The following is a 21623-nucleotide window of genomic DNA, read 5'->3' as shown; positions in this document are numbered from 1 at the left end:
GTCAGGAACGGGGGTCGGTGCCGAGGAAGGTGCCTGTCCCGTCCGGGACGTGCAGGTACTCCCAGGGCAGCGCCGCCAGCTGCCGCCCCACGGGTGTCGCGGGGAACGACAGCTGCAGCCGCAGCCGCTGGCCGTCGAGCAGCTCGTCGCACCGGTGCAGCACGAAGTCCCAGGTGTCACCGTCCAGCAGCGCCCGGAACAGCAGGGACCCGAAGGCGCTGACGTCGTCGCGCGCCCAGCCGTCAGCCGTCCGCGCGAGCCAGCGGTCGAACACCCTGATCAGCTGCTCGTCGACGCCGTCGAGCCGGGTCCGCGCCCGCGGCGACCGGTGACCCTCGGGCGTGCTGGCCCGGACGGTGCCGTCGTCGTCCACCTCGATGGTCACCCGCCGCGGAGCCGGAGTCGCCAAGGCCACCGCGCTCGCCCCCTCGCCCGTGCGGACGTCGGCGCCCCTAGGGCGCTTGGACGAGCCCCTGGCCGCGGTCCGCGACGTCCACGTCGGAGGCCAGGGCGTCGAGGCGCGCGTTGGCCAGCATCCGCGTGAGCACCGTCGAGGCCGTCAGCGGCAGCATGGATGCGGCGATCTCCTCCCACCACAGCGCCAGCACACCGGCGACGTGGGGCGTCGCCATGCTCGTGCCGTTCAGGGAGACCAGGCCCTGCCCACCGGCCTGCGCGGACAGCACGTCGACGCCCGGGGCGGCCACGAGGGGGAAGGTGTTCGAGAACGGGGCGATCGACAGCGCGCTCCCGTTCTGCCCGAGGGCGCCGACCGACACGACGCCCTGGCCCGCGGCCGGGATCGACACGGCGATCTCGTAGCTCGGGTCGACGTCGCGCTTGCTCTCGTTCCCGGCGGCGGCGACCAGGATGGATCCCGACGTGAACGCCGCCTGGGCCTGCACCATCTGCATCAGCGCGTCGAACATGCGCAGGTTGGCGCGGTAGCCCTCCAGCGCGGCGGACGTGGCCAGGTCCACCGGCCACCCGTTGTCGGTCAGCTGGGTGACGAGTCCGGGGAAGTCGAAGCCGATGGACATCGACACCACCGACGCCCCCTGCTGGACCGCCCACTGGATGCCACGGAAGATCATGTCGGAGGTGCCGCTGCCGTCGTCCGCGAGCACCTTGCCGATCAGGGCACGGCTCACCCCGGGGGCCACGCCGATCCGGGTGCCGTCCACGTCCCGCCCGAAGATGGTGCCGGCGCAGTGGGTCCCGTGGCCCTGGACGTCGCCGATCCCGGTGCCGGAGAAGTCCTCCTGCACGAGGTCGACCCCGGCGAACGCCGGGTGCTGGGCGTCGATCCCCGTGTCCAGCACGGCCACCGTCACCCCGGCCCCGGTCCGGGTCGACCGGTCGGCGCCCACCGCGCGGACTCCCCAGGTCGGTCCGGAGCCGGCGCGCGCATCCGCCGCGCCCGCTGCGTCCCCGCCCGCTGCGTCCCCGGCCGCCCGGGCGCCGACCGGGAACACCAGCTTGACCGGGATCACCGGCGCGACCGCACGCACGTCCGGCGCGCGGGCCACGTCGCGCAGCTCGGCCTTGTCCAGCTCCGCGAGCTCGAGCTCCGGCGCGGCGGGGTCCATGCCCCGCCCCCGGCCACCCGCGGCTATCGACGGACCGACCCCGCCGAACGGGTCCGACGGGAACGCCCCGCCGGCGTCGCGCAGAATGGCGAATTGACGTTCCACCTGAACTCCCTGGACACCGTGGATGAATGGGTGCGACAAGGACGGCCGACGTCAGATGCCGGTCGCGGACGTAAAGCGCGGTGAATGCCCCTCAGGATCCTCCCGGCCGGTGGGGCGTGTCAACGCCGCCCGCCTCCGCCTCGCGAGCCGGTGCGGAGTGACCAGCCAAAACGGCTGTCACGCCGGACCGGTCGGCAGCGATGGCCGGACGTGACAGGTTCGCCCCGCATCGGGGTGCGGAGCCCACGTCGGCCATTGACGGCCGCCCGCGGCGGCGAGGACGATCGGGCTGAGCGCCGGGTGATGAAAACCGGAGGACCGACGTGCGGCACGACCCATTCCTGCATGCCCGCGGCGCGGGGAAATGCCGCCCGGGTGGCCGGCCCGCCTCGTCGCCAACGCGTGGACCGGGTCGGGCGCCGCGGCCGGGGGCACGTCCGGCAGGGCGCCGGTGTGGGCCGTGACGGACCACTTCCGGGGCGACCCGCGGTCGGTGCTCGCGGCACCGCGGCTGCCCGACCTCGGTCACCCCGAGGACCCCCGGGTGGGGTGGGCCCTGGTGCTGCCGGACTCCCCGGGTGTTCCCGCGTCGCAGCGGCACCGCGCCGACGACGCTCCCGCGGCGGCCCGCCGCCTCGCTGCCGCACGCACGCGGACCGGGGAGCCGCTCGTGGTGCGGTACGCGGCCGGGAACCTCGACGAGCTGTACCGGTACCTGCCGGACGGCACCCGGACCCCGCTGCCCACGACCGGGGACGGCCCGCGCGGGGTCGGTGCCGGGGCCCTGCCGTACTACCTGCTGCTGCTCGGGGGCCCGGACGCCATCCCGTGGGAGCTGCAGTTCCGGCTCAACCACGTGTCCCTCACCGGTCGCCTCGACCTCGACGACGCGGGGCTCGGTCACTACGTGCAGGCCGCACTCACCGGGTGGGCCGGCGCCGACGCCGACGCCACCTCGCCGCTCCTGTGGACGGCCGAGCTGGGCGGCGGCGACATCACGGCACTGATGCGGACGGAGGTGGGTGCACGGACGTTGGCGCGCTGGCGGGCCGACCCGCAGGTCGGTGACCGAGCCGTGGACCTGCGCGGTCCCCGGGCCACGACCGCCGAGCTCGGGCAGGCCCTGGCCGACCGGCACCCGGGCGTGGTGGTCACCACGAGCCACGGCGCCACCGGGCCGCTCGACGACCCGGCGACGATGCGCGCGACGCTCGGGTGGCTGGTGGACTCCGAGGGCTCGCTCCTCGACCCGCGGACGTTGCTCCAGCGGTGGGAGCCGGACGGCGTCGTCTGGTACGGGCTCGCGTGCTGCTCGGCCGGGGGTCCGGGACCAACCAGTTCACCGAGGTGCTGGACCCGGCCGGCGACGCCGGGCAGGTCTTCGAGGCGGTGGCGGGCCTCGGGGCCGTGACCGCCGAGCTCCCCCGTGCGCTGCTGGGCGCACCGAAGCCGGCCCGGGCCTTCATCGGACATGTCGAGCCCACCTTCGACTGGACGCTGCGGCGCCCGGTCACGGGCATCTCCACGACCGAGGCCCTGGTGGAGGCGCTGTACGACGGCCTGTTCCAGGCGGAGCCCGTGCCGGTGGGACTGGCGTTCCGGCGCTACTTCCTCGGTGCCGCCAGCCTGCGGTCCCGGTGGGCGGCGGAACGGGGCTCGGTCGAGGAGTCGCCCGCCGCCCGCACCGCCGCACTCCTGGCGGCACTGACGGGGCTGGACCGGCAGTGCACCGTGATCCTCGGGGACCCGGCGGTCGTCCCGGCCGCCCTGCCGACCCCGTGAGGATGTCGGCTCCGGCCCGCTCTGGCCTGCCTACCGTGCGAGAGGCCCGTCGGCGCGGACCCGTGGATCCCGCACCTGCGGACGTGCCTCGTCGGTGGTGCTCGACGGTCCCGGTGCTACGCGTTCCCTGGCTCGTTGCGTCGGGTATCGAACTCGGTGTGCCCGTTCGGGCACTTCGGGATGGGGTCCCCTGCCGTCGCGTGGACCTTCTCGTCGCACGTCGCGCAGGAGAAGTCCCCCGTCTTCTGCGCCTTCTCGCCCGCGTGTGCTGCCATTCCCCTGTCCTTCCCCGCCGCTGTCGGTCCTCCGGAGACCTGGGTCAGAGCTGCTTGCGCACTCCTGCCTCGTGGGAGATGTCGCGCAGCTCCTCGTCGACGGAGCCTGTCATGACGTCGCTGCCGGCGCCCCGGCGCAGCACGGGGAGCACGGTGCGGTGGTTCGCGTCCTCGAGCTCGAAGCCCAGTGCCGCATACAGGGCGGCAGCGGCGAGGACGAGGCCGGTGATGCCGGCGACGGTGAACCACGTGGGGTCGCCGGTGACCTCCGCGACGCCGGTCAGGGCGAATCGCAGTGCGCTCAGGCCCATGACCACGCCCGCGGCGAGCTTCGCGCCCGCGGCAGCCGTCGGCACCAGCATGGCCAACGCTGCGGCCAGGAACAGGGCACCGAGGCCGGCTGATGCCGTCCCCGGCGGGGAGGTGTAGGTCACCAGCCCCGCCGCGCCCCAGGTACCGGCCAGGACGCCCATCCCGGTGCCGGCGACGGGGTCGCGGGCGAGGAACCCGTACACGGACGCCAGGAGCTGCACCGGCACGGTGAAGGCCAGGACGCCCAGGGCGACCACCCGGCCCTGCTCTGGCGGAAGCCAGTGCAGCTGCAGGGCGCTGAAGGTCACGGTCGCGACCAGCAGGCCGAGGAACCCCAGCGGCAGCGGGGTGCCGATCGGTCGGACGACGATGCGCGCGACGGACATGTGCTCGTCCGACGACGACGAGCCGCGATCCGCAGCGCCCGCCCGGGTGCTCAACTGACCAGGATCTGGGTCGCGGTCTCCTTGAGCTTTCCGTTCGCCCAGCGCACCTGGCGCAGGGTCTCCGGATGGCACCGTTTCGTCACCTCGAGCAGCTCGACCTGCTTCGCACCCTGTGCGCCCTGGGCCAACAGCTCCCAGTCCACCGAGACACCGGACGCCTTCATGTACACCTCCCGCAGGTCGCGCAGGAGCAGCAGCTCGGGCGCGCTGTCGCGCCCGAGCAGATCGCTGGCCTTCTCCCGAGCCCTCTCCAGCACCGTCAGCTCACCCTCGGGCTCCGGGTCGAGGTCCTCGCCGTAACCGCGGGCGACCGTGGCGATCTCGGTGACGTGCCGCCGCGACCACGCCGCGATGTCCCGGCCGATGTAGTAGATCTCGTGGTCGACCTTGTGCCGTTCGGCCACCTTGAGCAGCTCGTGGGCGAGGTCGTTCTCCGAGCGGTGCAGCTCACGCAGAGCGAGTCCGAGCTTCATCGCAGTCCCTCCGGCACGGTCGCGCCCAGGGTCTCGTCGGCCATGGCGCCCGGTCCCCGTGCGTCGGCGGCACGCCGCGCGCCACGGGCGCTGACCCCGTCGTCGTCGGCGCCGATGACGGGCCGTCGGCGTCACCGACCTTCCGGACCGACGCGGCCGCCGTCTTGAAGATCGGCTGCTTGGAGCACGCGTCCCAGTCAGTGATGGTCAGCTCGTTCGCGGCCCGCCCGGGCCCGTCCGGCTCGTGGCCGCCGCCGGTGTCCCAGTACCCGTAGTGGAACGGCACGAACACCACCCCGGGACGGATGCCGCTGATCCGCACCGTCGCCCGGAGGCTTCCCCGCGGGGTGGTCACCTCCGCGAGGTCGCCCTCCACCAGGCCGACGAGGTCGGCGTCGTGCGTCGACACCTCGACCCACACCTCCGGCGCGGCCGCCTGCAGCTGCGGAGCCCGGCCGGTCTTGGTCCGGGTGTGGAAGTGGTACAGCGTGCGACCGGTCATGAGCTGCAGCGGGAAGTCCTCGCTGGGGACCTCGTGCGGCGGGAGGTACTCCGCTGCCTTGATCACCGCCTTGCCGGCGGGGTTGAGCGCCCTGTACTCCACCGGGCTCAGCGGGGCGCCGGTGACGAGGTCACGCCCGTAGCTCTCGCAGTACTCCGGCTGCGCCCAGAACGTCCCGTCGGCGTAGAGGCGCTCGGTGCCGTCCGGGTTCTCCTCGTTGCACGGCCACTGGATGCCGCTGCCGCCCCGCAGCTTGTCGTAGCTCAGGCCGGTGTAGTCGCACGGGCGGCCGCGGGTGCACTCCTTCCACGCCTCGAACGCCGACTCGGCGTCGTGCCACTTCACGAGCGGGTCGCCGTCCTTGTCCTTCAGCCCCATGCGGTGGGCGAAGTCGATGAAGATGTCCAGGTCGGGGCGTGCTTCGCCGGGCGGCTCGACGGCCTTCTCCGACAGGTGCACGGTGCGGTCGACGTTGGTGAACGTCCCCGTCTTCTCCCCCAGGTCGCCGCGGGAAGCACGACGTCGGCGAGCTGCGCCGTCTCGGACAGGAAGATGTCCTGGACCACGAGGAACAGCTGCTCCTGGGACAGGATGGAACGGATCCGGCGGAGCTCGGGCAGGGAGACCGCCGGGTTGGTCGCCTGGACCCACATCATCCGGATCGAACCGTCCTCGACGTACCGCATCATCTGCATGACGTGGGTGGGCGGCGAGTAGTGCGGGATCTGCATCGGGTCCAGGTTCCACACCCGCGCCAGGTCCTGGATGTGGGCGTCGTTGGACCAGTTGCGGAACGCCGGCAGGTCACCGTCCGCCCCGCACTCGCGGGTGTTCTGCGCGGTGGGCTGCCCGTTCATCTGCAGCAGCCCGCAGCCGGGCCTGCCGAGCATGCCCCGGATGATGTGCAGGTTGTTCACCTGCACGGCGGCCGCGGTGGCCTGGTTCGACTGGTAGAAGCCCTGCAGCACGGTGGAGAGCAGCCGCTGCGAGGTGCCGAGCAGCCGGGCCGCCGCGTGCAGCTCCTCGACTGTCACGTCACAGATGGTCGCCACCCGCTCGGCCGGGTAGTCCGCCAGCCGCTTCGTCAGCTCCTCGAAGCCCACCGTGTGTGCGGCGATGTAGTCGTGGTCCACCCAGTCGTTGTCGACCAGCAGGCGCAGGAGCCCGTTCATCAGCGCGACGTTCGTCCCCGGGCGAGGTGCCAGGTGCACCGTGGCCACCCGCGCCACGGGGGTCTGGCGCGGGTCCACGCACAGCACCTCCGGCGGGTTGGGGCCGGCCAGCCGGTCCAGGACGCGCGTCCACAGCACCGTCTGCGTCTCGGCCATGTTGTGGCCCCACAGCGCGATCGCGTCGGCGTGGTCGATGTCGGTGTACGACCCCGGCTGACCGTCGCAGCCGAAGGACTCCTTCAGCGCGGCCGCCGCCGTCGCCGTGCACAGCCGGGTGTTGCCGTCGACGTGGTTGGTCCCGAGGCCGCCGTGCGCGACGAGGCCCATCGTGTAGTACTCCTCCAGGAACAGCTGACCGGTGGTGTAGAACCCGATCGCGCTCGGTCCCTGCTCCCCCAGCAGCCGCTGGGCGTTGGCCACGACCCGGCCCATCGCCTCGTCCCACGAGGCCTCCACGAGCTCCCCGTCCTCGCGCACCAGGGGCCGGGTGAGCCGGTCCGGGGACGCGTTCGCCTGCCACCCGTACAGGTCCTTCGGCCCGAGACGGCCGTGGTTGACGCGGTCCTCCACCCGACCACGCACGCCGACCATGCGACCGTCCTTGACGGCGATGTCGAGGCCGTCACCGTTGGAGTGCAGGATCGTCGCGGTCTGCACCCACCGGTCGACGTCGTCGGGGCCGACGCCGTCCTCGAGGAACGTGTCCACCCGGGCCAGCCACGTCTCCCCGGGCCCGTACGGTGTGCGGGTACCCCACGGCTCGGCGATGCGGTCGGTCCTCGGCATGTCGGCTCCTGCGGTCGTCGGGCATGCGGACGTCGGTGCGTGCGGTCGTCACCTGAGGCAACTCCGGCGGCACTGGGCCCGCAACCCGAGCCGCGGTCCTGATGTGATCGGCATCGGAGTCGGTGGTGAGTCGGTCGGCGGGGACAGGGTGCCTCGACCTACCTGCAGCTCGCCGGGGCCGGCCAGCGCATGTTCGTGGTCCAGGTCTGCGTCGAGCCGCTGACCACGGTGGGCAGCCCGGCGGGTCCATGGACGACGACGCCGCCGACGGCCGCCCGCCACGACCCCGCCGTGGTACCAGGCCGCAGTCGCGGGCCGCAGACCGTGCGGATGCGGGGTCCTGCACCCCGACGCACGATGGGAGCGCCGGTCGCGCCTCGCCGCCGGATCCCCGTCCCGTCATCCGAGGAGCACCATGCGCGCCGTCGTCTACCGAGGTCCGTTCTCCGTCGAGGTCACCGAGGTCCCGGACGCGACCATCCAGGACCCCACCGATGCCGTCGTGCGGATCACGACCACGAACATCTGCGGGTCTGACCTGCACATGTACGAGGGCCGAACGTCCGTGGAGGAGAACAAGGTCCTCGGGCACGAGAACATGGGGATCGTCGAGGCGGTCGGGTCGGCCGTGAGCCGGATCCGGGTCGGCGACCGGGTCAGCGTGCCGTTCAACATCGCCTGCGGCACGTGCCGCAACTGCCTGCAGGGCTGGACGTCGTTCTGCACGCGCACCAACCCCACCGAGGGCATGGACGGTGCCGCGTACGGCTACGCGAACATGGGTCCGTACGACGGTGGCCAGGCGGAGTACCTGCGGGTGCCGTTCGCCGACGTCAACCTGCTCGAGCTCCCCGCCGGCACCGAGCACGAGAACGACTTCACCATGCTGTCCGACATCTTCCCGACCGGATGGCACGGCACGGAGCTGGCCCGGATGGCGGCCGGGGACGACGTCGCCGTCTTCGGCGCCGGACCGGTCGGCCTCATGGCCGCCCACAGCGCGCTCATCAAGGGCGCCTCGCGGGTCTTCGTCGTGGACAAGGAGCCCGACCGTCTCGCGCTCGCCACTCGTATCGGGGCCATCGCGGTGGACCTGTCGCAGGGCGACCCGGTCGAGCAGATCATGGACGCGACGCAGGGCCGCGGCACCGACTGCGGCGTCGAGGCCGTCGGCTACCAGGCGCACGACGCGTCCGGCGAGGAGCACCCCGAGCTCGTCCTGGACAACCTCGTCAAGGTCGTCCGCACCACCGGCGGGATCGGCGTCGTCGGCGTGTACATGCCGCAGGACCCCGGCGCAGCCGACGAGGGTGCGCAGCAGGGCCGCATCGGCTTCGACTACGGGACCCTCTTCACCAAGGGCCAGCACATGGGAACCGGTCAGGCGCCGGTGATGCGGTACAACCGCCAGCTGCGTGACCTCATCATCGCCGGCCGCGCGACGCCGTCCTTCCTCGTGTCGCACGAGCTGCCGCTGGAGCAGGCCGCCGAGGGCTACGACCGGTTCGACAAGCGCGAGGACGGCTGGACGAAGGTCCTGCTGCGCCCCGGGCAGGCAGCATGACCACGCCCCCGGGCGACGCCCGTCAGGGATCGCTCGAGCTCGTCCACGAGTTCCACGGCCCCATGCCGACCGGCGTGAGCGTGTCCCGCGCCGGACGAGTCTTCGTGAACTACCCGCTCTGGGGCGACGACGTCCCCGCCACGGTCACCGAGCTGCGCGACGGCGCCGCGGTCCCCTACCCGGACGTCGCCTGGAACAGCCCGTCCGGTGACGACGACGCCGGCGCCTTCGTGTCGGTGCAGAGCGTCGTGGTCGACCCCGTCGACCGGCTGTGGGTGCTGGACACCGGCAGCCCGGAGTTCCGGCCCACCCGCCCCGGCGGACCCAAGCTCGTGTGCGTGGACCTCGCGACCGACGACGTCGTGCAGGTCATCACCTTCGACCCCGCCGTCGCGCTACCGACGACCTACCTCAACGACGTGCGCTTCGACCTGCGCCGCGGGGAGGCGGGCACCGCGTTCATCACCGACTCCTCCGACTCGGGCCCGAACGCGATCATCGTCGTCGACCTCGCCACCGGGCAGGCGTGGCGCCGGCTGCACGACCACCCCTCGACCCGGGCCCTGCCGTGGGCGGACTTCCGCCCGGTCGTCGAGGGGCAGCCGTTCGTCCAGCAGCCCGAGCCCGACGCCCCGGCCGAGCCCGTCGCCATGGGAGCGGACGGCATCGCGATCAGCGCCGACGGCGAGCGGCTGTACTTCTGCCCGCTCGCGTCCCGGCGCTGGTGGAGCGTGTCGGTGGACGCGCTCGCCGACCGCGAGGCCGACGACGCCACGGTCGCCGCCACGCTCCGGGACGAGGGAGACAAGGGCACCGGCTCGGACGGCCTGGAGACGGACGACGCCGGCCGGCTGTACCTGACCTCCTACGAGCACGACGCCGTCCTGCGGCGCCTGCCCGACGGGACGTACGAGACCGTGGCCCACGACCCGCGGCTGCTGTGGCCCGACACCCTGTCGGTCGCCGACGGCTATCTCTACGTCACCGCCAACCAGCTGCACCGCCAGGCGACCTACCGCGCCGGGCGCGACGAGCGGGTCAAGCCCTACGCCCTGTTCCGCACCCCCATCGACGCCGGACCTGTGCGGCTCGCAGGCTGAGATCCCGTCCTGGCCTCGGCTGCTCAGCGTGGACGACGTCCCGAGCCGTCCACCCGGCGCGCCACCGGGTGGGCATCGGCAACACCGTGGAGCAGCGCGCGGCAGAGGCCGTGCCGTACCAGGAGAACCGCCACCTCTCCGAGCGGGCCGAGATCGTCGACGTGCGCGTCGGCGACCTCGTCGCCCAGATCAGCGAGGCTCCGGTCTCAGGCCGACGCGGGGGTCAGCTGCCGCAGCCTGTCGCCCAGGTCGGTCGCGAAGAACTCCAGGAACCCATCCGGGTCCGGGCCGGCGTTCTGGGTCACGATGTGATCGAATCCGGCGTCGACGTAGGTCTGGGCCACCTCCAGGTGGCGGTCGACGTCCGGACCGCAGGCGAACTGCTCCAGGACGTCGGACTCGGTGACGAACTGTGCCGAGGCGTCGAAGTTCACCGGGTTGGGCAGCTCGCTGAGCACCTTCCATCCCGTCAGGATGAAACGGCTCTTCTCGAGGACTGCCTGCACGGCCGTCCCGACGTCCGGTGCCCAGGCGAGCGGGATCTCGCAGAACCGGGGCCCGTTCCCGGAGAAACCCGAGACGAGGTCAGCCAGCGGTTCGATCGCGAACAGCCCGTCGCCGAGGTCGTTGGCGATCTGCAGCGACTTCGGTCCGCTGATCGCGACGCAGATCTCCGGCAGCGTCTCGGGCAGGTCGAACACCTGGGCGTCCTCGATCTGCAGGTGCTTGCCCTCGTACGTGCGGTAGCCGCCCTGCCACAGCAGCCGGATGATCTCCAGCGCCTCCCGGAAGCGCTCGTGCCGCTTGCGGATCCCGTGGAACTCCGTACCGATGACGTGCTCGTTGAGCCGCTCCCCCGCACCCACACCGAGGGTGAAGCGGTCGTCGGAGACGATCTGGAGGGTGGCGGCGGCCTGGGCGATGATCGCGGGGTGGTACCGGTAGGACGGGCACGTCACCCCTGTCACCAGCCCGATCCGGTCCGTCTTCGCGGCGATGTTGGCCAGCAGGACCCAGGTGTTGGCGCTGTGGCCCTGCTCCTCCAGCCACGGGTGGTAGTGGTCGCTCATCTCGACGAAGTCGAAGCCGGCCTCCTCGGCGGCCACGGCCTGACGGACGATCTCCTGGGGGCCGAAGCCCTCGGTCTGGAGCTTGTAGCCGATCTTCACGAAGCACTCCCGAGTGAGAGGGGTCAGGTGGGCCGACGACGCGCGACGTCGCCGCCAGGTCGCCCTCAGGGCGAGGCACAGGTGGACCCCGAGTGCGGCGGTTCCAGGCTACGGACGGGATCTGGACGCGCATCGTGGCGCGCACGACGATCAGGCAGCCCCTCGGTGGACGACGCTCGGCGCGGGCTGCCGGCAGGGGATCCTGCCGGCAGCCCGCGCCCATGAGCGACTACTGCCAGTGCCCCACGTTGGTGACGATCTTCTCCGCCGTGCCGGTCAGCTCAGCCGCCTCGTCCGCGGTCAGCTTGCCGGTGCGCTCCATCGCGCCGACCTGGGTGACGAAGGCCTTCAGCACGACGTCGATCATGCTCGTCCGGTCCTGCTCGAGCAGTCTCGAGCGCCTGGTCGACCTTCACCGTGAGCGCCTTGCGGTTCCCCTTGCTCAGGCTCGTGCTCGCGATGCCGTCGCGGAGCCCGTCGATCTCGTTGACCAGGAAGGCCTCCGGCTTCCACAGGTAGTCCCTGGCGAAGATCGTGAACAGCTGGTTCCAGGCGTTGAAGTCGTGGGCGCCCGCGACCACGACGTTCTCGATGACCGCGTTGTCGAGGGCGGCCACCTGCGCGGCGTTCGGCAGCCCGAAGTCCCAGGCCCCACCGCCGTAGAGGATGTACGGCACCTCGAGGTCGGGCGTCGTGTTGTCGATCCGCACGCCGCCGCTCCAGGGGCCGTAGAAACCGAAGAGCGTTGGATCGTGGTTGACGATGTTCGAGGTGACGAAGCTGCCGGCAGAAAGGCCGGCGAACGCCCGGTCCAACGGATGCGTCGACACGTTGTAGGTGCCCTCGACGAACGGGAGCACGATCTCGCGCAGGATCGGGTAGCCGGACGCGGGGTCGCCGAGGTAGTTGGTGGCCGTGGTGATGACGACCGCGGGTTCCGTGAGCCCGTCCTGGACGAGGTTGTCCATGATCACGGGGACGCTGCCGATGTTCATCCAGTCGGACTGGTCCTGCCCGCCGCCGTGCTGCATGTAGATCGTCTTGTACGGCTCGGCACGATCCGGGTCGTACCCGGGCGGGAGGTACACGCCCATGGTGCGGGTGGTGGTCCCGACCTGGATGGGGACATAGCTCCAGGTGCCCTTCGGCGAGCCGGTCCTGGGGTTCTCGATCTCACGCGCGGCCAACGGTGCGTAGCTCTGCTTCGCCGCGTCGTACGGCACGTTCACCTTGTTGAACGCCCGTCGGGCCTCCCCGGTGAGCCCGTCGGGAGCGTAGAGCGGCGGGTTCGCCGGGTCAGTCACCCACAGCCCGGTGTTGTTGTCGACGTAGAACCAGTACTGATTCGCACCGGCGGCCAGAGGGACGTCGGTGACCCAGTACCCGTCGCCGACCTCCGTCATCTCGACGTCGTACCCCCGCCCCCGCGCATGAGCCCGGGTCGGTACTCGGACGGCTGGTAGATGGTCGGGTCGGTGGGGTCCTCCCAGTTGCGCAGCAGGATGTCGGCGACGAACCGCACGCTCGTGGCGGCCGGGTCGTAGTACACGAAGTGCCCGGTGTACCCGGTCGGCGAATCGGGGTCCTTGACGATGGTCGGCCCGGGGTCAGATCGACCTCGTCGGCCCGGGCCGTCATGGGCGCCATGCCGAGCACCATCGCCAACGCCAGCAAGACGGCTGCGATCAGCGTGAGGGGCTCGGCGCGGCCCCCACCCCCGCGGACAACTCCTGGGATCGGTCCATCCTGCCTGCCGACCTGCGAACCTGGCATCACTGTTCCCCTTCGAACGGTGGCTGCGCGCCCGGAAGGGTGCACGCGACGTCACGCTAGCCAGGGTTTACGACGTCGTAAAGGGTGACGCGGTCACCAACGTCCGCGGAGTCACGGCGCGCGCCATCCGTGAGGCATGCGCGTCGTGACTTCGGGCGCCGGCGGCGGGCACGCCTGGGGCGACCCGCCGCAGCGCGGCCGGTCCCCCAGCGCCCCCGGTGCTCACGTCGAAGGGCTGGCCCTCGCAGAGGAGGGCGGACCCGCCCTTCATCCGTGCCCATCGACGCCGCGTCGACCGTGCCCATCGACGCCGCGTCGACCGTGCCCACCGACGCCGCGTCGACCGTGCCCCGTCGACGCTGCGCCGTCCGCCGCGTCCGCACGGCCCCGGACCTGGTGGGCGCGTCCTGGCCGGGAGTAGCGTCGCCAGCGCGGGGGACGACGCACACGGAGACGAGGACGTCATGACCGCACCTCTGCGCAGGCCCGACACGGCGACCGGCTGCGACACCCGGGAGATGGTGGTGGTCCACCGCTTCCTCCGGCACCTGCTCGCCGGGGCTCCCGGCCTGGTCCGAGCGGTACGGGTCGGTGACACGGCCCGAGCCGGGGTGGTCGCCGAGCACGTCGCCGAGGTTGCCTCGAGCCTGCACCACCACCATCACGGCGAAGACGTGCTGCTGTGGGACCGGCTGGAGAGCCGGGCACCGGCGTGCGCGCTGCACGTGGGTCGCATGCGCGCGCAGCACGCGGCGGTGGCCGTGCGGATCGCCGTGCTCGAGGACGCCCTCCCGGCGTGGGCCGCGACGGCCGGGGAGGCCGAGCGCAAGGCGGTCGCCGGGGCGATCGAGAGCGTCGACGCCACGCTCGCCGAGCACCTCGGGGACGAGGAGGGCACGATCCTGCCGGTCGTCGCGACGACGTTCACGCAGGCCGAGTGGGACTCCCTCGGCGAGCACGCACGCCGCGGCATCCCGAAGAGCCGACTGCTCATCCAGCTCGGCTGGATGCTCGAGCATGCCGCCCGGGGAGGGCGAGGCCTTTCTCCGCCGCTCCCTGCCGCCACCGGTGCGCGTCGCCTGGCGGTTCGTGGGGCGTCGCCGGTTCGACACCTACCGCCGGCGGCTGGTCGGCCCCGCCTGACCGCGCGTCCCCGGCCGCGTGCCCGACGCCGTCTGCTTGCCTGACGCCGCCCGCTTGCCCGACGCCGCCCACCGGCGCCCCGCGCTGTCTCGGCTTCCGACCGCAGCCCTCACACGACCTGCGCCCGATCCCACCAGCGCACGGTGGCCACCCACCCGGCGGCCGACACGGGGACGGCGAGGAGCAGCTGCACGGGCGTGATCGCGACGGCGGCGTCGGCCCCGCCCAGACCGGCCCAGAGTCCGGGCGCCGCGTACGGGAACCACGCCCCGGCCCCGAGCACGGTCGCCACCTGGGTGACGACGACCACGCCCAGGAGGGCGGCCACCCCCGGCAGGTAGCCGCGCCAGATGCTCGCCACCAGGGCGAGCGGGAGGGCGAGGAGCACCATGAGGACACCCACCGCCACCGCACGCGCCGCGGCGGCTGCGGCATCGGTGTCGGGCGGGCCGAGTCCGATGACCAGACCGAGCACGGCCGCGAGCACCACGGTGGCGACGCACACGGCCAGCCCCCATCCGAGCAGGACGACGAGCTTGGCGGCGGCCACCCGCGCGCGCGGCGTCGGGCCGGCGAAGAGCGACCCGAAGGTGCCGTCGACGAACTCGCGGCCGAAGCTCCAGCTCGTGACAACGCCGACCGCCAGCAGGACGGCCACCGACAGGACCTGCCCGACGAGGCCGAGGTACGCGACCCACCCCGTGCCGTGCAGCATGGGCACCACCTTCGCCGCGACCGCGCTGTCCGAGTCGGCGCCGGCGAGCGCCATGAACCCCGCGGCCAGCGCGGTGACGCCTCCGACGACGGCGACCGCACCCGTCCGGGCCACCACCGACCGACGCAGCTTGAGGAGCTCGACCTCCAGTGCGGCAGCCATCACGGTGCCGGGGCGACGTCGTGGCGTGCGCGGTCCGCCCCACCATCGGCCGCGAGGACCATCTCGAAGAACCGCCGCTCGAGGTCGACCTCACCCGGGGCCAGGGCCCCCACGATCCGCCCGCGATGCATCACCGTGATGCGGGTCGCGGTGCGTGCCACCTCGTCCAGGTGGTGGCTCGACACCAGGACCCCGGCGCCCCGCTCCACCGCCGCCAGCAGCAGGGCGCGGACCGCGACGACACCGGCGGGGTCCAAGCCGTTGGTCGGCTCGTCCAGCACGAGCACGTGCGGGGCGTGCACGAGTGCGCACGCGAGCCCGACGCGTTGACGGTTGCCCAGCGACAGCGTGCGCGTGTGCCGCTCGGCCCACGCGCCGAGGGCGAGCTCGTCGATGACCGACGACGCCGCGGCCTCGGCTCGGGGCGCGCGAGGCCGCGCAGGCGTGCGGCGACGCGCACCGTCTCGGCCACGGTGAGCTCGGCGTAGCTGAACGGCGTCTCGATGAGGTGCCCGACGCCCGCCCACGCGGACGCCGGCGCCGCGCGCACGTCGACCGCGTCACCGGCCTCCGGACGCAGGGTGGCCCCACCACGGTCCGGCCGGAGCATGCCGAGCATGAGCCGCATGAGCGTCGTCTTGCCTGCACCGTTGAGCCCCACCAGCGCGTGGATCTCGCCCGGTTCGACCGTCAGGTCGACCCCGTCCACCGCGACCTCGTCGGCGAACCCGCGTCCCAGGCCGACCGCCCGCAGCAGCGGCGCGTCGTCGGGTGTCACCGGTCGGAAGCGGCGTCCGTCCCGTCGAGCCGCGGTCACGGTGCCACCTCGCTACCGGCGGGCGCCACGTCGGTGCGGTCCACCGCGAGCTGGTCGAGCGCCGCCCGGACGCGAGCGCCGAGCCCGGGGCCGACGTCGTCCTCCGCCCAGTCGAGCAGCGCCGCCATGAGGGCGCCCAGGCACGCGCCGGCGGCGACGCGCGCAGCCAGTGGCGGGACGCCGTCGTCGACGAGCGCCGCGACGACGACGTGCTCGGTCCGCTGGTTGTTCTCCCACGCGCGTGCGCGCAGCCCGGCGTGCGCCGCGACGATGGCGACGCGCGCCCGGGTCTGGTCGTCGGCGGGCTCGGGCAGCGCGGACCACGCAGCGAGGAGCCCGCGGCGGACCCGCTCGAGCGGGGTCAGGTGCGCGGGCTGCGCCGCGACGGCCGCGCCGATGGCGGGGTCGTACGGGTCGTCCAGCAGCACCGACTCCTTGGTCGGGAAGTGCCGGAAGAACGTCATGTGGGACACCCCGGCGGCCCGGGCGATGTCCGCGACGGTGGTGCCGTCGAACCCATGCTCGGTGAACAGCGTCATCGCGCAGCGCTGCAGCCGTTCGCGCGTCGTCCCTGCTCCGGGCATGGCAGCGATGTTAGTCACTAACGAGTGGCCGGTCCAGGGCGGGAGGCGGCAGGTGCTCCGCCGATCGAGAGCGCGGCGTCGCGACGCTCTCGCCAGCGGCTCAGGCCTCCGGCACGTCGCCGGCGACGTCGTCGTCCCCCGGGGCGGCGGGGAGCTCGCCCGGCGCATACACCAGGCGCAGAACGCCGGTCGGGTACACGTCCGAGCTCAGCAGCCGCAGCGGGACGACGTCGTCGCCCTCGTCGAAGAGTCGCTGACCGTGGCGGGCGGCGACGGGGTGCACGTACAGCCGCAGCTCGTCCAGGAGCCCGGCGGCGAGGAGCTGGCGGACGAGGTCCGGCGACCCCGCCACGAGCACCTTCCGGACGCCCGGCTCGGCGGCCACGGCCGTCACCGCCTCGACCAGGTCGCCGCGCACCGCCTCGGCGTTGCGCCAACCCAGGTCCTTCTCACCCCGGGTGGCGACCAGCTTGCGGGTGTCGCCGAGCTGCTTCGCGAACGCCGCGTCCTCGCCGCCCTCGGCCTCGCGGTCCGGCCAGGCCCCGGCGAAGCTCTCGTACGTGATGCGCCCGAGGAGGAGGACGTCGACGTCCGCGTAGTCCTCCCCCACGGCCGCATCCATGTGCTCGTCGAAGTACGGGAAGTGCCACGCGGGGTCGATCTCCACCACGCCGTCGAGCGAGATGAACAGGGTCGACACGATCGTCGCCATCGTCGGGCCTCCAGGTCGTCAGGGCGCCGGCCACCGCGGGCCGATCGGTGGTTCGACCGCCACCGGCGGGAGGACTCATCGGTCGGCGGCACCGCCCGGTCGGCGGCACCGCCCGGGCGACGGGGCGCCGTCCGCCCCGGCACGGGAGCGGGCACCGTGCTGGAGAGCCCGGTGCCCGCTCGCCGCGCGTGGTGGCGCCGTCAGCCGCGCGGCACCAGGTCCACGGCCTGCAGCTGCGCCTGCACGGACAGCTCCGCGGCCTTGAACGCGTGCTCCTGGGTCATCGCGTTCTCGGTGCGCTCGAGGCAGTCGAGCACGAGCTGGCCGAAGAACGGGTACCCGACCTTCCCGAACACGTTGTAGTGCTTCTCCTCCTGGCCGTTGGCGAGGAAGAGGTGGGCCGGACCGTCCTGGGTGCCGAGGTTCATGTACTTGCGCTGCTCGATGAACCCCTCGGTGCCGAGGATGAACGAGCGACCGTCGCCCCAGGTCTGCAGGCCGTCCGGGGTGAACCAGTCGCAGCGGAAGTATCCGGTCGCGCCGTTGTCGGTCACCAGGGTCGCGTCACCGAAGTCGTCCAGGCCCGGGTGCTCGGGGTGGGCGTAGTTGGCGACCTGGCTGTACGCGACCTTCGCGTCCTGCGCGCCGGTGTAGTGCAGGATCTGCTCGATCTGGTGCGAGCCGATGTCGCACAGGATCCCGCCGTACTTCTCCTTCTCGAAGAACCAGTCGGGGCGCGAGCCGGCGTTGAGCCGGTGCGGGCCGGTCCCGATGACCTGCAGGACGCGGCCGATCGCGCCGGAGTCGATGAGCTGACCGGCGAACACGGCCGTCTCGACGTGGATGCGCTCGGAGTAGTAGACGGCGTACTTCTTGCCGGTGCGGGCCACCGCCTCCTTGGCCGCGGCGAGCTGGTCGAGCGTCGTCAGCGGTGCCTTGTCGGTGAAGTAGTCCTTGCCGGCGTCCATGACGCGCAGGCCCAGCGCGCAGCGCTCGGAGGTGACGGCCGCGCCGGCGACGAGGCGGACCTCGTCGTCGTCGAGGATCTCCGCCTCGCTGCGCGCGACCTTCGCGTCCGGGAAGCGCTCGACGAACCGCTCGACCTTCGCCGGGTCCGGGTCGTGGACCCACTTCAGGGTCGCGCCGGCACCGATCAGCCCGTCGCACATGCCGTAGATGTGCCCGTGGTCCAGGCCGATCGCGGCGAACACGAACTCCCCGGCCTCGACGACGGGTGCGGGGATCGCAGCGGGGGCGTAGGTGCCCCCGTCAGTGGCGCTCATGGTGTTCCTCTCGTCGTTCCGTCGGCCACGGGCGGCCGTCGGTCGTCCGGCGTCGGTGCCGGGCCGGGGTGGTGCAGGCTGGTCGTGCCGGAGCGCCGTCAGCCCTTGTCGGGGTCGGGCGAGCCGCCGAGCGTGATGGAGCCCGCGAGGTCGTCCACCGACCGGGTCTTGGTGAAGTAGCGGGGTGCGCTGCCGAGGATCCCCTCGCCGGTGTAGTACGGGCTGTCCGGCGGGATCGGCAAGTCGACGGTGCGGCGCTCGATCGCGGCCTGGTAGATCGCCGTCACGACCTCCACGGTGCGGCGCCCGGCCTCGCCGTCGACGGCCGGGGCGCGCCCGTCCTCGAGGGCCGACAGCACGTCACCGATCTGGCCGGTGTGGCCCTGGTGCTCGAGCGCGACGTGCGCGGCCGCCAGCGCGTCGAGCCGCTCGACGAGGTCGGCGTTGCCGTCCGGCGCGGGGAAGCCGTTGGGCTGGGTCACCTCGGCGTGGACCGCCCACGGCTGGGCGACCGAGGCGTCGCGCCCCTGCAGGACGAGCTGCTGCTCCTCGCCGTGGTGGACCACCGAGCTCGTGAGCTGGGCGATCGCGCGGTCGTACTCGAGCAGCGCGACCGAGAGGTCCTCCACCTCGGCGTTGTCGTGCCACGCGTTGGTCATCATGGCGGCGACCGCGCGCGGCGCTCCGAGCATCCACAGCATGAGGTCGATGTGGTGGATCGCGTGGTTGAGGGTCGGGCCACCGCCCTCGGACTCCCACGTCCCGCGCCACGACAGGTCGTAGTACGGCACGCCGCGCCACCAGGCGGAGTCGATCCGCAGGTGCGACACGGGGCCGACGAGACCGGAGTCCACGGCCTCCTTGAGCGTCGCGATGTCGTCACGGAAGCGGTTCTGCGCGACGACCGACAGCGTCTTGCCGCTCTCCCGCTCGGCGGCGAGCATCGCGTCGCACTCGGTGAGCGACGGCGCCATGGGCTTCTCGCACAGCACGTTCATCCCGGCGCGGAGCAGGTCGATGGAGATCTGCGCGTGGGTGGACGGCGGGGTGCACACGCTCACGAGGTCGATGTCGTCACGCGCGAGCAGCTCCTCGTGGGAGGAGACGACGACGGCGTCGTCGAGCCCGTGCTCGCGCTTCTTCTCCTCGGCACGCTCCGGGACGACGTCGCACAACGCCACGACCCGGCACCGCTCGGGGAACGCTGCGTAGGCGAGCAGGTGGAGTCGCGAGATGTTCCCCGTACCGACGACGGCGATGTTGAGCATGGTCTCCCTTTGGTCGAGTACAGCTCCGTACAGCCCCGGCGATGCTAGCGAAGGGCCTTGCGGGGCGCCCAGGCTGTCCGTGCCGCAGACAGGTCCGCCCGTGCGGTCGCCGTAGAGTCGGGGCAGTCCCAGGGAGGTAGACGGTGGAGCAGCACAAGATCGGCGAGGTGGCGGAGCGCACGGGACTGTCCCTGCGCACGATCCGGTACTACGAGGAGGTCGGCCTCGTGACGCCGTCGAGCCGGACGCACGGCGGCTTCCGCCTGTACTCAGACGCGGACATCGCGCGTTTCGAGGTGATCAAGCGGATGAAGCCGCTGGACTTCAGCCTCGAGGAGATGCGCGACCTCCTGGGCATCATGGGCCGGCTCGACGACGACGGCGACGCACCCGCCGAGCGTGCGCGCCGGCTCGACCAGCTCGCGATGTACCAGGTGGCCGCCGAGGAGCGGTGCCGGAGCCTGCGCGAGCAGCTGGCGATCGCGGAGGAGTTCTCGGCGACGCTGCTGGCGACCATCGGCCGTCACGAGCGGGCGGCTGACCCGACCCGCTGACCCGGTGCGTCGACGTGGTGCGTCGAACCGGTGCGCTGATCCGACCGGTGCGCCGGCGCGTGGGGTGACGGCGCACTGCTGCCGCCGCGGGCTCAGGCCGCCACGGCCTCGTCGGTGTGGGTGACGTGCACGAGCTGGCGCCAGATCAGCACGGTGAACACCGCGGACCCCACGAACGCGAACCAGAACGGGGCGACCACGCCCCAGCGCTCGGCCAGCGCGCCGCCCACGCCGGAGCCCACGACGAGCCCGCCGAAGACGCCGACGAGGTTGACGCTGCCGACCCGGCCCTGGAGGGCGGTGGGGACGGCCCGTTGCCGCACCGTGATCGACGTCGTGCCCCAGACGAAGGCGTGGGCGCCGAAGACGAAGAAGACGACGGTCGCGACCCACGCGCGCGTCGTCATCGCCAGCGCGAGGTGCGTCAGCGTCTCGACGACGAGCCCGACGCGCATGAGGTCACCCAGGCGCACCCGGCGGGTGATCCAGCCGTACGACGCGACCCCGACCAGTCCCCCGGCGGCCATGACCGTCGTGAGCAGGCCGAAGCCGATCTCGCCCAGCCCGAGGCGCTGCGTCGCGTACAGGACGAGGACCGACCACGCGGCGCCGAACGTGATGTTGAAGATGAAGATGGTCAGGACGAGCGTGCGCACCGCCGCGTGGTGCCGCACCCACCGGAAGCCCTCCGCGATGTCGTGCCGCAGCCGTGGGCGTTCGCCGGTGCCACGCCCGTGCGCGGGCAGGACGATGCGCGACACCAGGACGGCGCCGGCGGCGACGACGAGCGCCTGCGTGGCGAACGGCCACACGGTGCCCACCGTGAACAGCGCGGCACCGATGGGTGGTCCGGCGAGCTGGTTGACCGTGATGAAGCCGACCTGCAGGCGCGAGTTGGCCACGGCGAGGTCGTCGCGTCCCACCAGCATCGGGAGCAGCGTCTGGGAGGTGTTGTCCGCGAACACCTCGGCCGTCCCGACGCAGAACAGCGCGACGAGGACGACGACGATCGACACCCGGTCCGTGGCGACCGCCCCGACCAGGACCGCCAGGACACCGGCGCGCACCAGGTCGACCGTCACGATGAGGCGCCGCCGGTCGACGCGGTCGGCCAGGGCACCTGCGAACAGGCCGAAGAGCAGCGGCGGCAGCCACTGGAGCGTCGCCGCGAGCGCGACGAGCCGGGCGTCGTCCGTCAGCGAGGCGACGAGCAGCGGGCCGGCGGCGAGCGCGATGCCGTCCCCGACGTTGCTCACCCAGGACGACGCCAGCAGCCAGCGGAAGCCTCGCCCGAGGCGCGTCGGCACGACGGTCTCGACGAGTCGGCTCACAAGGGG

The 21623-nt window shown here is 72.6% G+C and carries 21 protein-coding genes and 3 pseudogenes; 6 read left to right on the top strand and 18 right to left on the bottom strand.

The window, feature by feature from the left end; translation table 11 throughout:
- Position 1 precedes the first annotated feature (1 nt).
- Both REH70_RS09370 and REH70_RS09365 read right to left on the bottom strand, forming a co-directional pair.
- Positions 2-385 (bottom strand): hypothetical protein, encoded by a 384-nt coding sequence (locus REH70_RS09370; protein WP_310753910.1) that lies wholly within the window; start codon positions 383-385, stop codon positions 2-4.
- 67 nt (positions 386-452) lie between these two features.
- Complete coding sequence (locus tag REH70_RS09365; RefSeq protein ID WP_310753909.1) at positions 453-1694, bottom strand: S8 family serine peptidase; 1242 nt, start codon at positions 1692-1694, stop codon at positions 453-455.
- Between the two features lie 460 nt (positions 1695-2154).
- Between REH70_RS09365 and REH70_RS09360 the strand changes: the two genes are divergently transcribed.
- Together REH70_RS09360 and REH70_RS09355 are read left to right on the top strand one after the other, a co-directional pair.
- Complete coding sequence (locus REH70_RS09360) at positions 2155-3105, top strand: hypothetical protein (RefSeq protein ID WP_310753907.1); 951 nt, start codon at positions 2155-2157, stop codon at positions 3103-3105.
- Positions 3042-3476, top strand: coding sequence for a hypothetical protein (locus REH70_RS09355; RefSeq protein ID WP_310753906.1), 435 nt, complete (start codon positions 3042-3044; stop codon positions 3474-3476). The genes REH70_RS09360 and REH70_RS09355 overlap by 64 nt, the downstream gene beginning before the upstream one ends.
- 116 nt (positions 3477-3592) lie before the next feature.
- Here the strand turns inward: REH70_RS09355 and REH70_RS09350 are convergent, their stop codons facing one another.
- The 4 genes and pseudogenes from REH70_RS09350 to REH70_RS09335 form a co-directional block, all read right to left on the bottom strand.
- The gene (locus REH70_RS09350) at positions 3593-3751 is read right to left on the bottom strand and encodes a hypothetical protein (RefSeq protein ID WP_310753905.1); all 159 of its coding nucleotides are present in this window, start codon (positions 3749-3751) and stop codon (positions 3593-3595) included.
- Between the two features lie 44 nt (positions 3752-3795).
- Positions 3796-4503 (bottom strand): hypothetical protein, encoded by a 708-nt coding sequence (locus REH70_RS09345; protein WP_310753904.1) that lies wholly within the window; start codon positions 4501-4503, stop codon positions 3796-3798.
- Entirely contained in the window at positions 4500-4982 is a 483-nt protein-coding gene (locus tag REH70_RS09340; protein ID WP_310753903.1) for a hypothetical protein, read from the bottom strand. The genes REH70_RS09345 and REH70_RS09340 overlap by 4 nt, the downstream gene beginning before the upstream one ends.
- Positions 4957-7442: pseudogene (locus REH70_RS09335) on the bottom strand (molybdopterin oxidoreductase family protein). The gene REH70_RS09340 and the pseudogene REH70_RS09335 overlap by 26 nt, the downstream one beginning before the upstream one ends.
- A gap of 415 nt (positions 7443-7857) precedes the next feature.
- Here REH70_RS09335 and REH70_RS09330 point away from each other — a divergent pair.
- Complete coding sequence (locus REH70_RS09330) at positions 7858-9006, top strand: glutathione-independent formaldehyde dehydrogenase (protein ID WP_310753901.1); 1149 nt, start codon at positions 7858-7860, stop codon at positions 9004-9006.
- Positions 9003-10106, top strand: a complete 1104-nt coding sequence (locus REH70_RS09325; RefSeq protein WP_310753900.1) for an L-dopachrome tautomerase-related protein — start codon at positions 9003-9005, stop codon at positions 10104-10106. The genes REH70_RS09330 and REH70_RS09325 overlap by 4 nt, the downstream gene beginning before the upstream one ends.
- Before the next feature lie 206 nt (positions 10107-10312).
- Here the strand turns inward: REH70_RS09325 and REH70_RS09320 are convergent, their stop codons facing one another.
- The 3 genes from REH70_RS09320 to REH70_RS09310 all read right to left on the bottom strand — a co-directional run bounded on the left by REH70_RS09320 (position 10313) and on the right by REH70_RS09310 (position 12824).
- Complete coding sequence (locus REH70_RS09320; protein WP_310753899.1) at positions 10313-11275, bottom strand: TIGR03557 family F420-dependent LLM class oxidoreductase; 963 nt, start codon at positions 11273-11275, stop codon at positions 10313-10315.
- A 281-nt stretch (positions 11276-11556) separates the two neighbouring features.
- Positions 11557-12678 (bottom strand): hypothetical protein, encoded by a 1122-nt coding sequence (locus REH70_RS09315; protein WP_310753898.1) that lies wholly within the window; start codon positions 12676-12678, stop codon positions 11557-11559.
- Entirely contained in the window at positions 12675-12824 is a 150-nt protein-coding gene (locus REH70_RS09310) for a hypothetical protein (protein WP_310753896.1), read from the bottom strand. Before REH70_RS09310 ends, REH70_RS09315 begins: the two co-directional genes overlap by 4 nt.
- Positions 12825-13512: 688 nt before the next feature.
- Between REH70_RS09310 and REH70_RS09305 the strand changes: the two genes are divergently transcribed.
- Complete coding sequence (locus REH70_RS09305; RefSeq protein ID WP_310753895.1) at positions 13513-14235, top strand: hemerythrin domain-containing protein; 723 nt, start codon at positions 13513-13515, stop codon at positions 14233-14235.
- Between the two features lie 65 nt (positions 14236-14300).
- Here REH70_RS09305 and REH70_RS09300 read toward each other — a convergent pair whose 3' ends face one another.
- From REH70_RS09300 to REH70_RS09265, 8 genes and pseudogenes are all read right to left on the bottom strand, one after another.
- Positions 14301-15068: an ABC transporter permease gene (locus REH70_RS09300; RefSeq protein WP_310753894.1), complete on the bottom strand. Its 768-nt coding sequence runs from the start codon at positions 15066-15068 to the stop codon at positions 14301-14303.
- Positions 15068-15355 (bottom strand): hypothetical protein, encoded by a 288-nt coding sequence (locus REH70_RS09295; RefSeq protein ID WP_310754509.1) that lies wholly within the window; start codon positions 15353-15355, stop codon positions 15068-15070. Before REH70_RS09295 ends, REH70_RS09300 begins: the two co-directional genes overlap by 1 nt.
- A gap of 33 nt (positions 15356-15388) precedes the next feature.
- Positions 15389-15595 (bottom strand): annotated as a pseudogene (locus tag REH70_RS09290) (hypothetical protein); the annotation flags it as partial.
- A pseudogene (locus REH70_RS09285) lies at positions 15589-15729 on the bottom strand (ATP-binding cassette domain-containing protein); the annotation flags it as partial. The pseudogenes REH70_RS09290 and REH70_RS09285, both read right to left, overlap by 7 nt.
- A gap of 152 nt (positions 15730-15881) precedes the next feature.
- The gene (locus REH70_RS09280) at positions 15882-16469 is read right to left on the bottom strand and encodes a TetR family transcriptional regulator (protein ID WP_310753893.1); all 588 of its coding nucleotides are present in this window, start codon (positions 16467-16469) and stop codon (positions 15882-15884) included.
- Between the two features lie 100 nt (positions 16470-16569).
- Complete coding sequence (locus REH70_RS09275) at positions 16570-17181, bottom strand: dihydrofolate reductase family protein (protein WP_310753892.1); 612 nt, start codon at positions 17179-17181, stop codon at positions 16570-16572.
- A 200-nt stretch (positions 17182-17381) separates the two neighbouring features.
- The gene (locus REH70_RS09270) at positions 17382-18464 is read right to left on the bottom strand and encodes a Gfo/Idh/MocA family oxidoreductase (RefSeq protein WP_310753891.1); all 1083 of its coding nucleotides are present in this window, start codon (positions 18462-18464) and stop codon (positions 17382-17384) included.
- Between the two features lie 98 nt (positions 18465-18562).
- Complete coding sequence (locus tag REH70_RS09265) at positions 18563-19732, bottom strand: Gfo/Idh/MocA family oxidoreductase (protein ID WP_310753889.1); 1170 nt, start codon at positions 19730-19732, stop codon at positions 18563-18565.
- A gap of 143 nt (positions 19733-19875) precedes the next feature.
- Between REH70_RS09265 and REH70_RS09260 the strand changes: the two genes are divergently transcribed.
- Positions 19876-20286, top strand: coding sequence for a MerR family transcriptional regulator (locus REH70_RS09260; protein WP_310753888.1), 411 nt, complete (start codon positions 19876-19878; stop codon positions 20284-20286).
- A gap of 92 nt (positions 20287-20378) precedes the next feature.
- Here REH70_RS09260 and REH70_RS09255 read toward each other — a convergent pair whose 3' ends face one another.
- Positions 20379-21617, bottom strand: coding sequence for an MFS transporter (locus REH70_RS09255; protein ID WP_310753887.1), 1239 nt, complete (start codon positions 21615-21617; stop codon positions 20379-20381).
- Between the last annotated feature and the right edge of the window lie 6 nt (positions 21618-21623).

It is taken from the genome of Cellulomonas sp. ATA003, assembly GCF_031582905.1.
GTDB lineage: Bacteria > Actinomycetota > Actinomycetes > Actinomycetales > Cellulomonadaceae > Pengzhenrongella.
Note: the sequence above shows the minus strand (reverse complement) of the source record. Positions and strands in the feature narration are given on the sequence as shown.

Bases quoted from the DNA above. Each gene is read 5' to 3' on its own strand.
- REH70_RS09350 (WP_310753905.1), bottom strand. From the start codon at position 3,751: ATGGCAGCACACGCGGGCGAGAAGGCGCAGAAGACGGGGGACTTCTCC.
- REH70_RS09340 (WP_310753903.1), bottom strand. From the start codon at position 4,982: ATGAAGCTCGGACTCGCTCTGCGTGAGCTGCACCGCTCGGAGAACGAC.
- REH70_RS09330 (WP_310753901.1), top strand. From the start codon at position 7,858: ATGCGCGCCGTCGTCTACCGAGGTCCGTTCTCCGTCGAGGTCACCGAG.
- REH70_RS09325 (WP_310753900.1), top strand. From the start codon at position 9,003: ATGACCACGCCCCCGGGCGACGCCCGTCAGGGATCGCTCGAGCTCGTC.
- REH70_RS09315 (WP_310753898.1), bottom strand. From the start codon at position 12,678: ATGACGGAGGTCGGCGACGGGTACTGGGTCACCGACGTCCCTCTGGCC.
- REH70_RS09305 (WP_310753895.1), top strand. From the start codon at position 13,513: ATGACCGCACCTCTGCGCAGGCCCGACACGGCGACCGGCTGCGACACC.
- REH70_RS09300 (WP_310753894.1), bottom strand. From the start codon at position 15,068: ATGGCTGCCGCACTGGAGGTCGAGCTCCTCAAGCTGCGTCGGTCGGTG.
- REH70_RS09280 (WP_310753893.1), bottom strand. From the start codon at position 16,469: ATGCCCGGAGCAGGGACGACGCGCGAACGGCTGCAGCGCTGCGCGATG.
- REH70_RS09275 (WP_310753892.1), bottom strand. From the start codon at position 17,181: ATGGCGACGATCGTGTCGACCCTGTTCATCTCGCTCGACGGCGTGGTG.
- REH70_RS09270 (WP_310753891.1), bottom strand. From the start codon at position 18,464: ATGAGCGCCACTGACGGGGGCACCTACGCCCCCGCTGCGATCCCCGCA.
- REH70_RS09265 (WP_310753889.1), bottom strand. From the start codon at position 19,732: ATGCTCAACATCGCCGTCGTCGGTACGGGGAACATCTCGCGACTCCAC.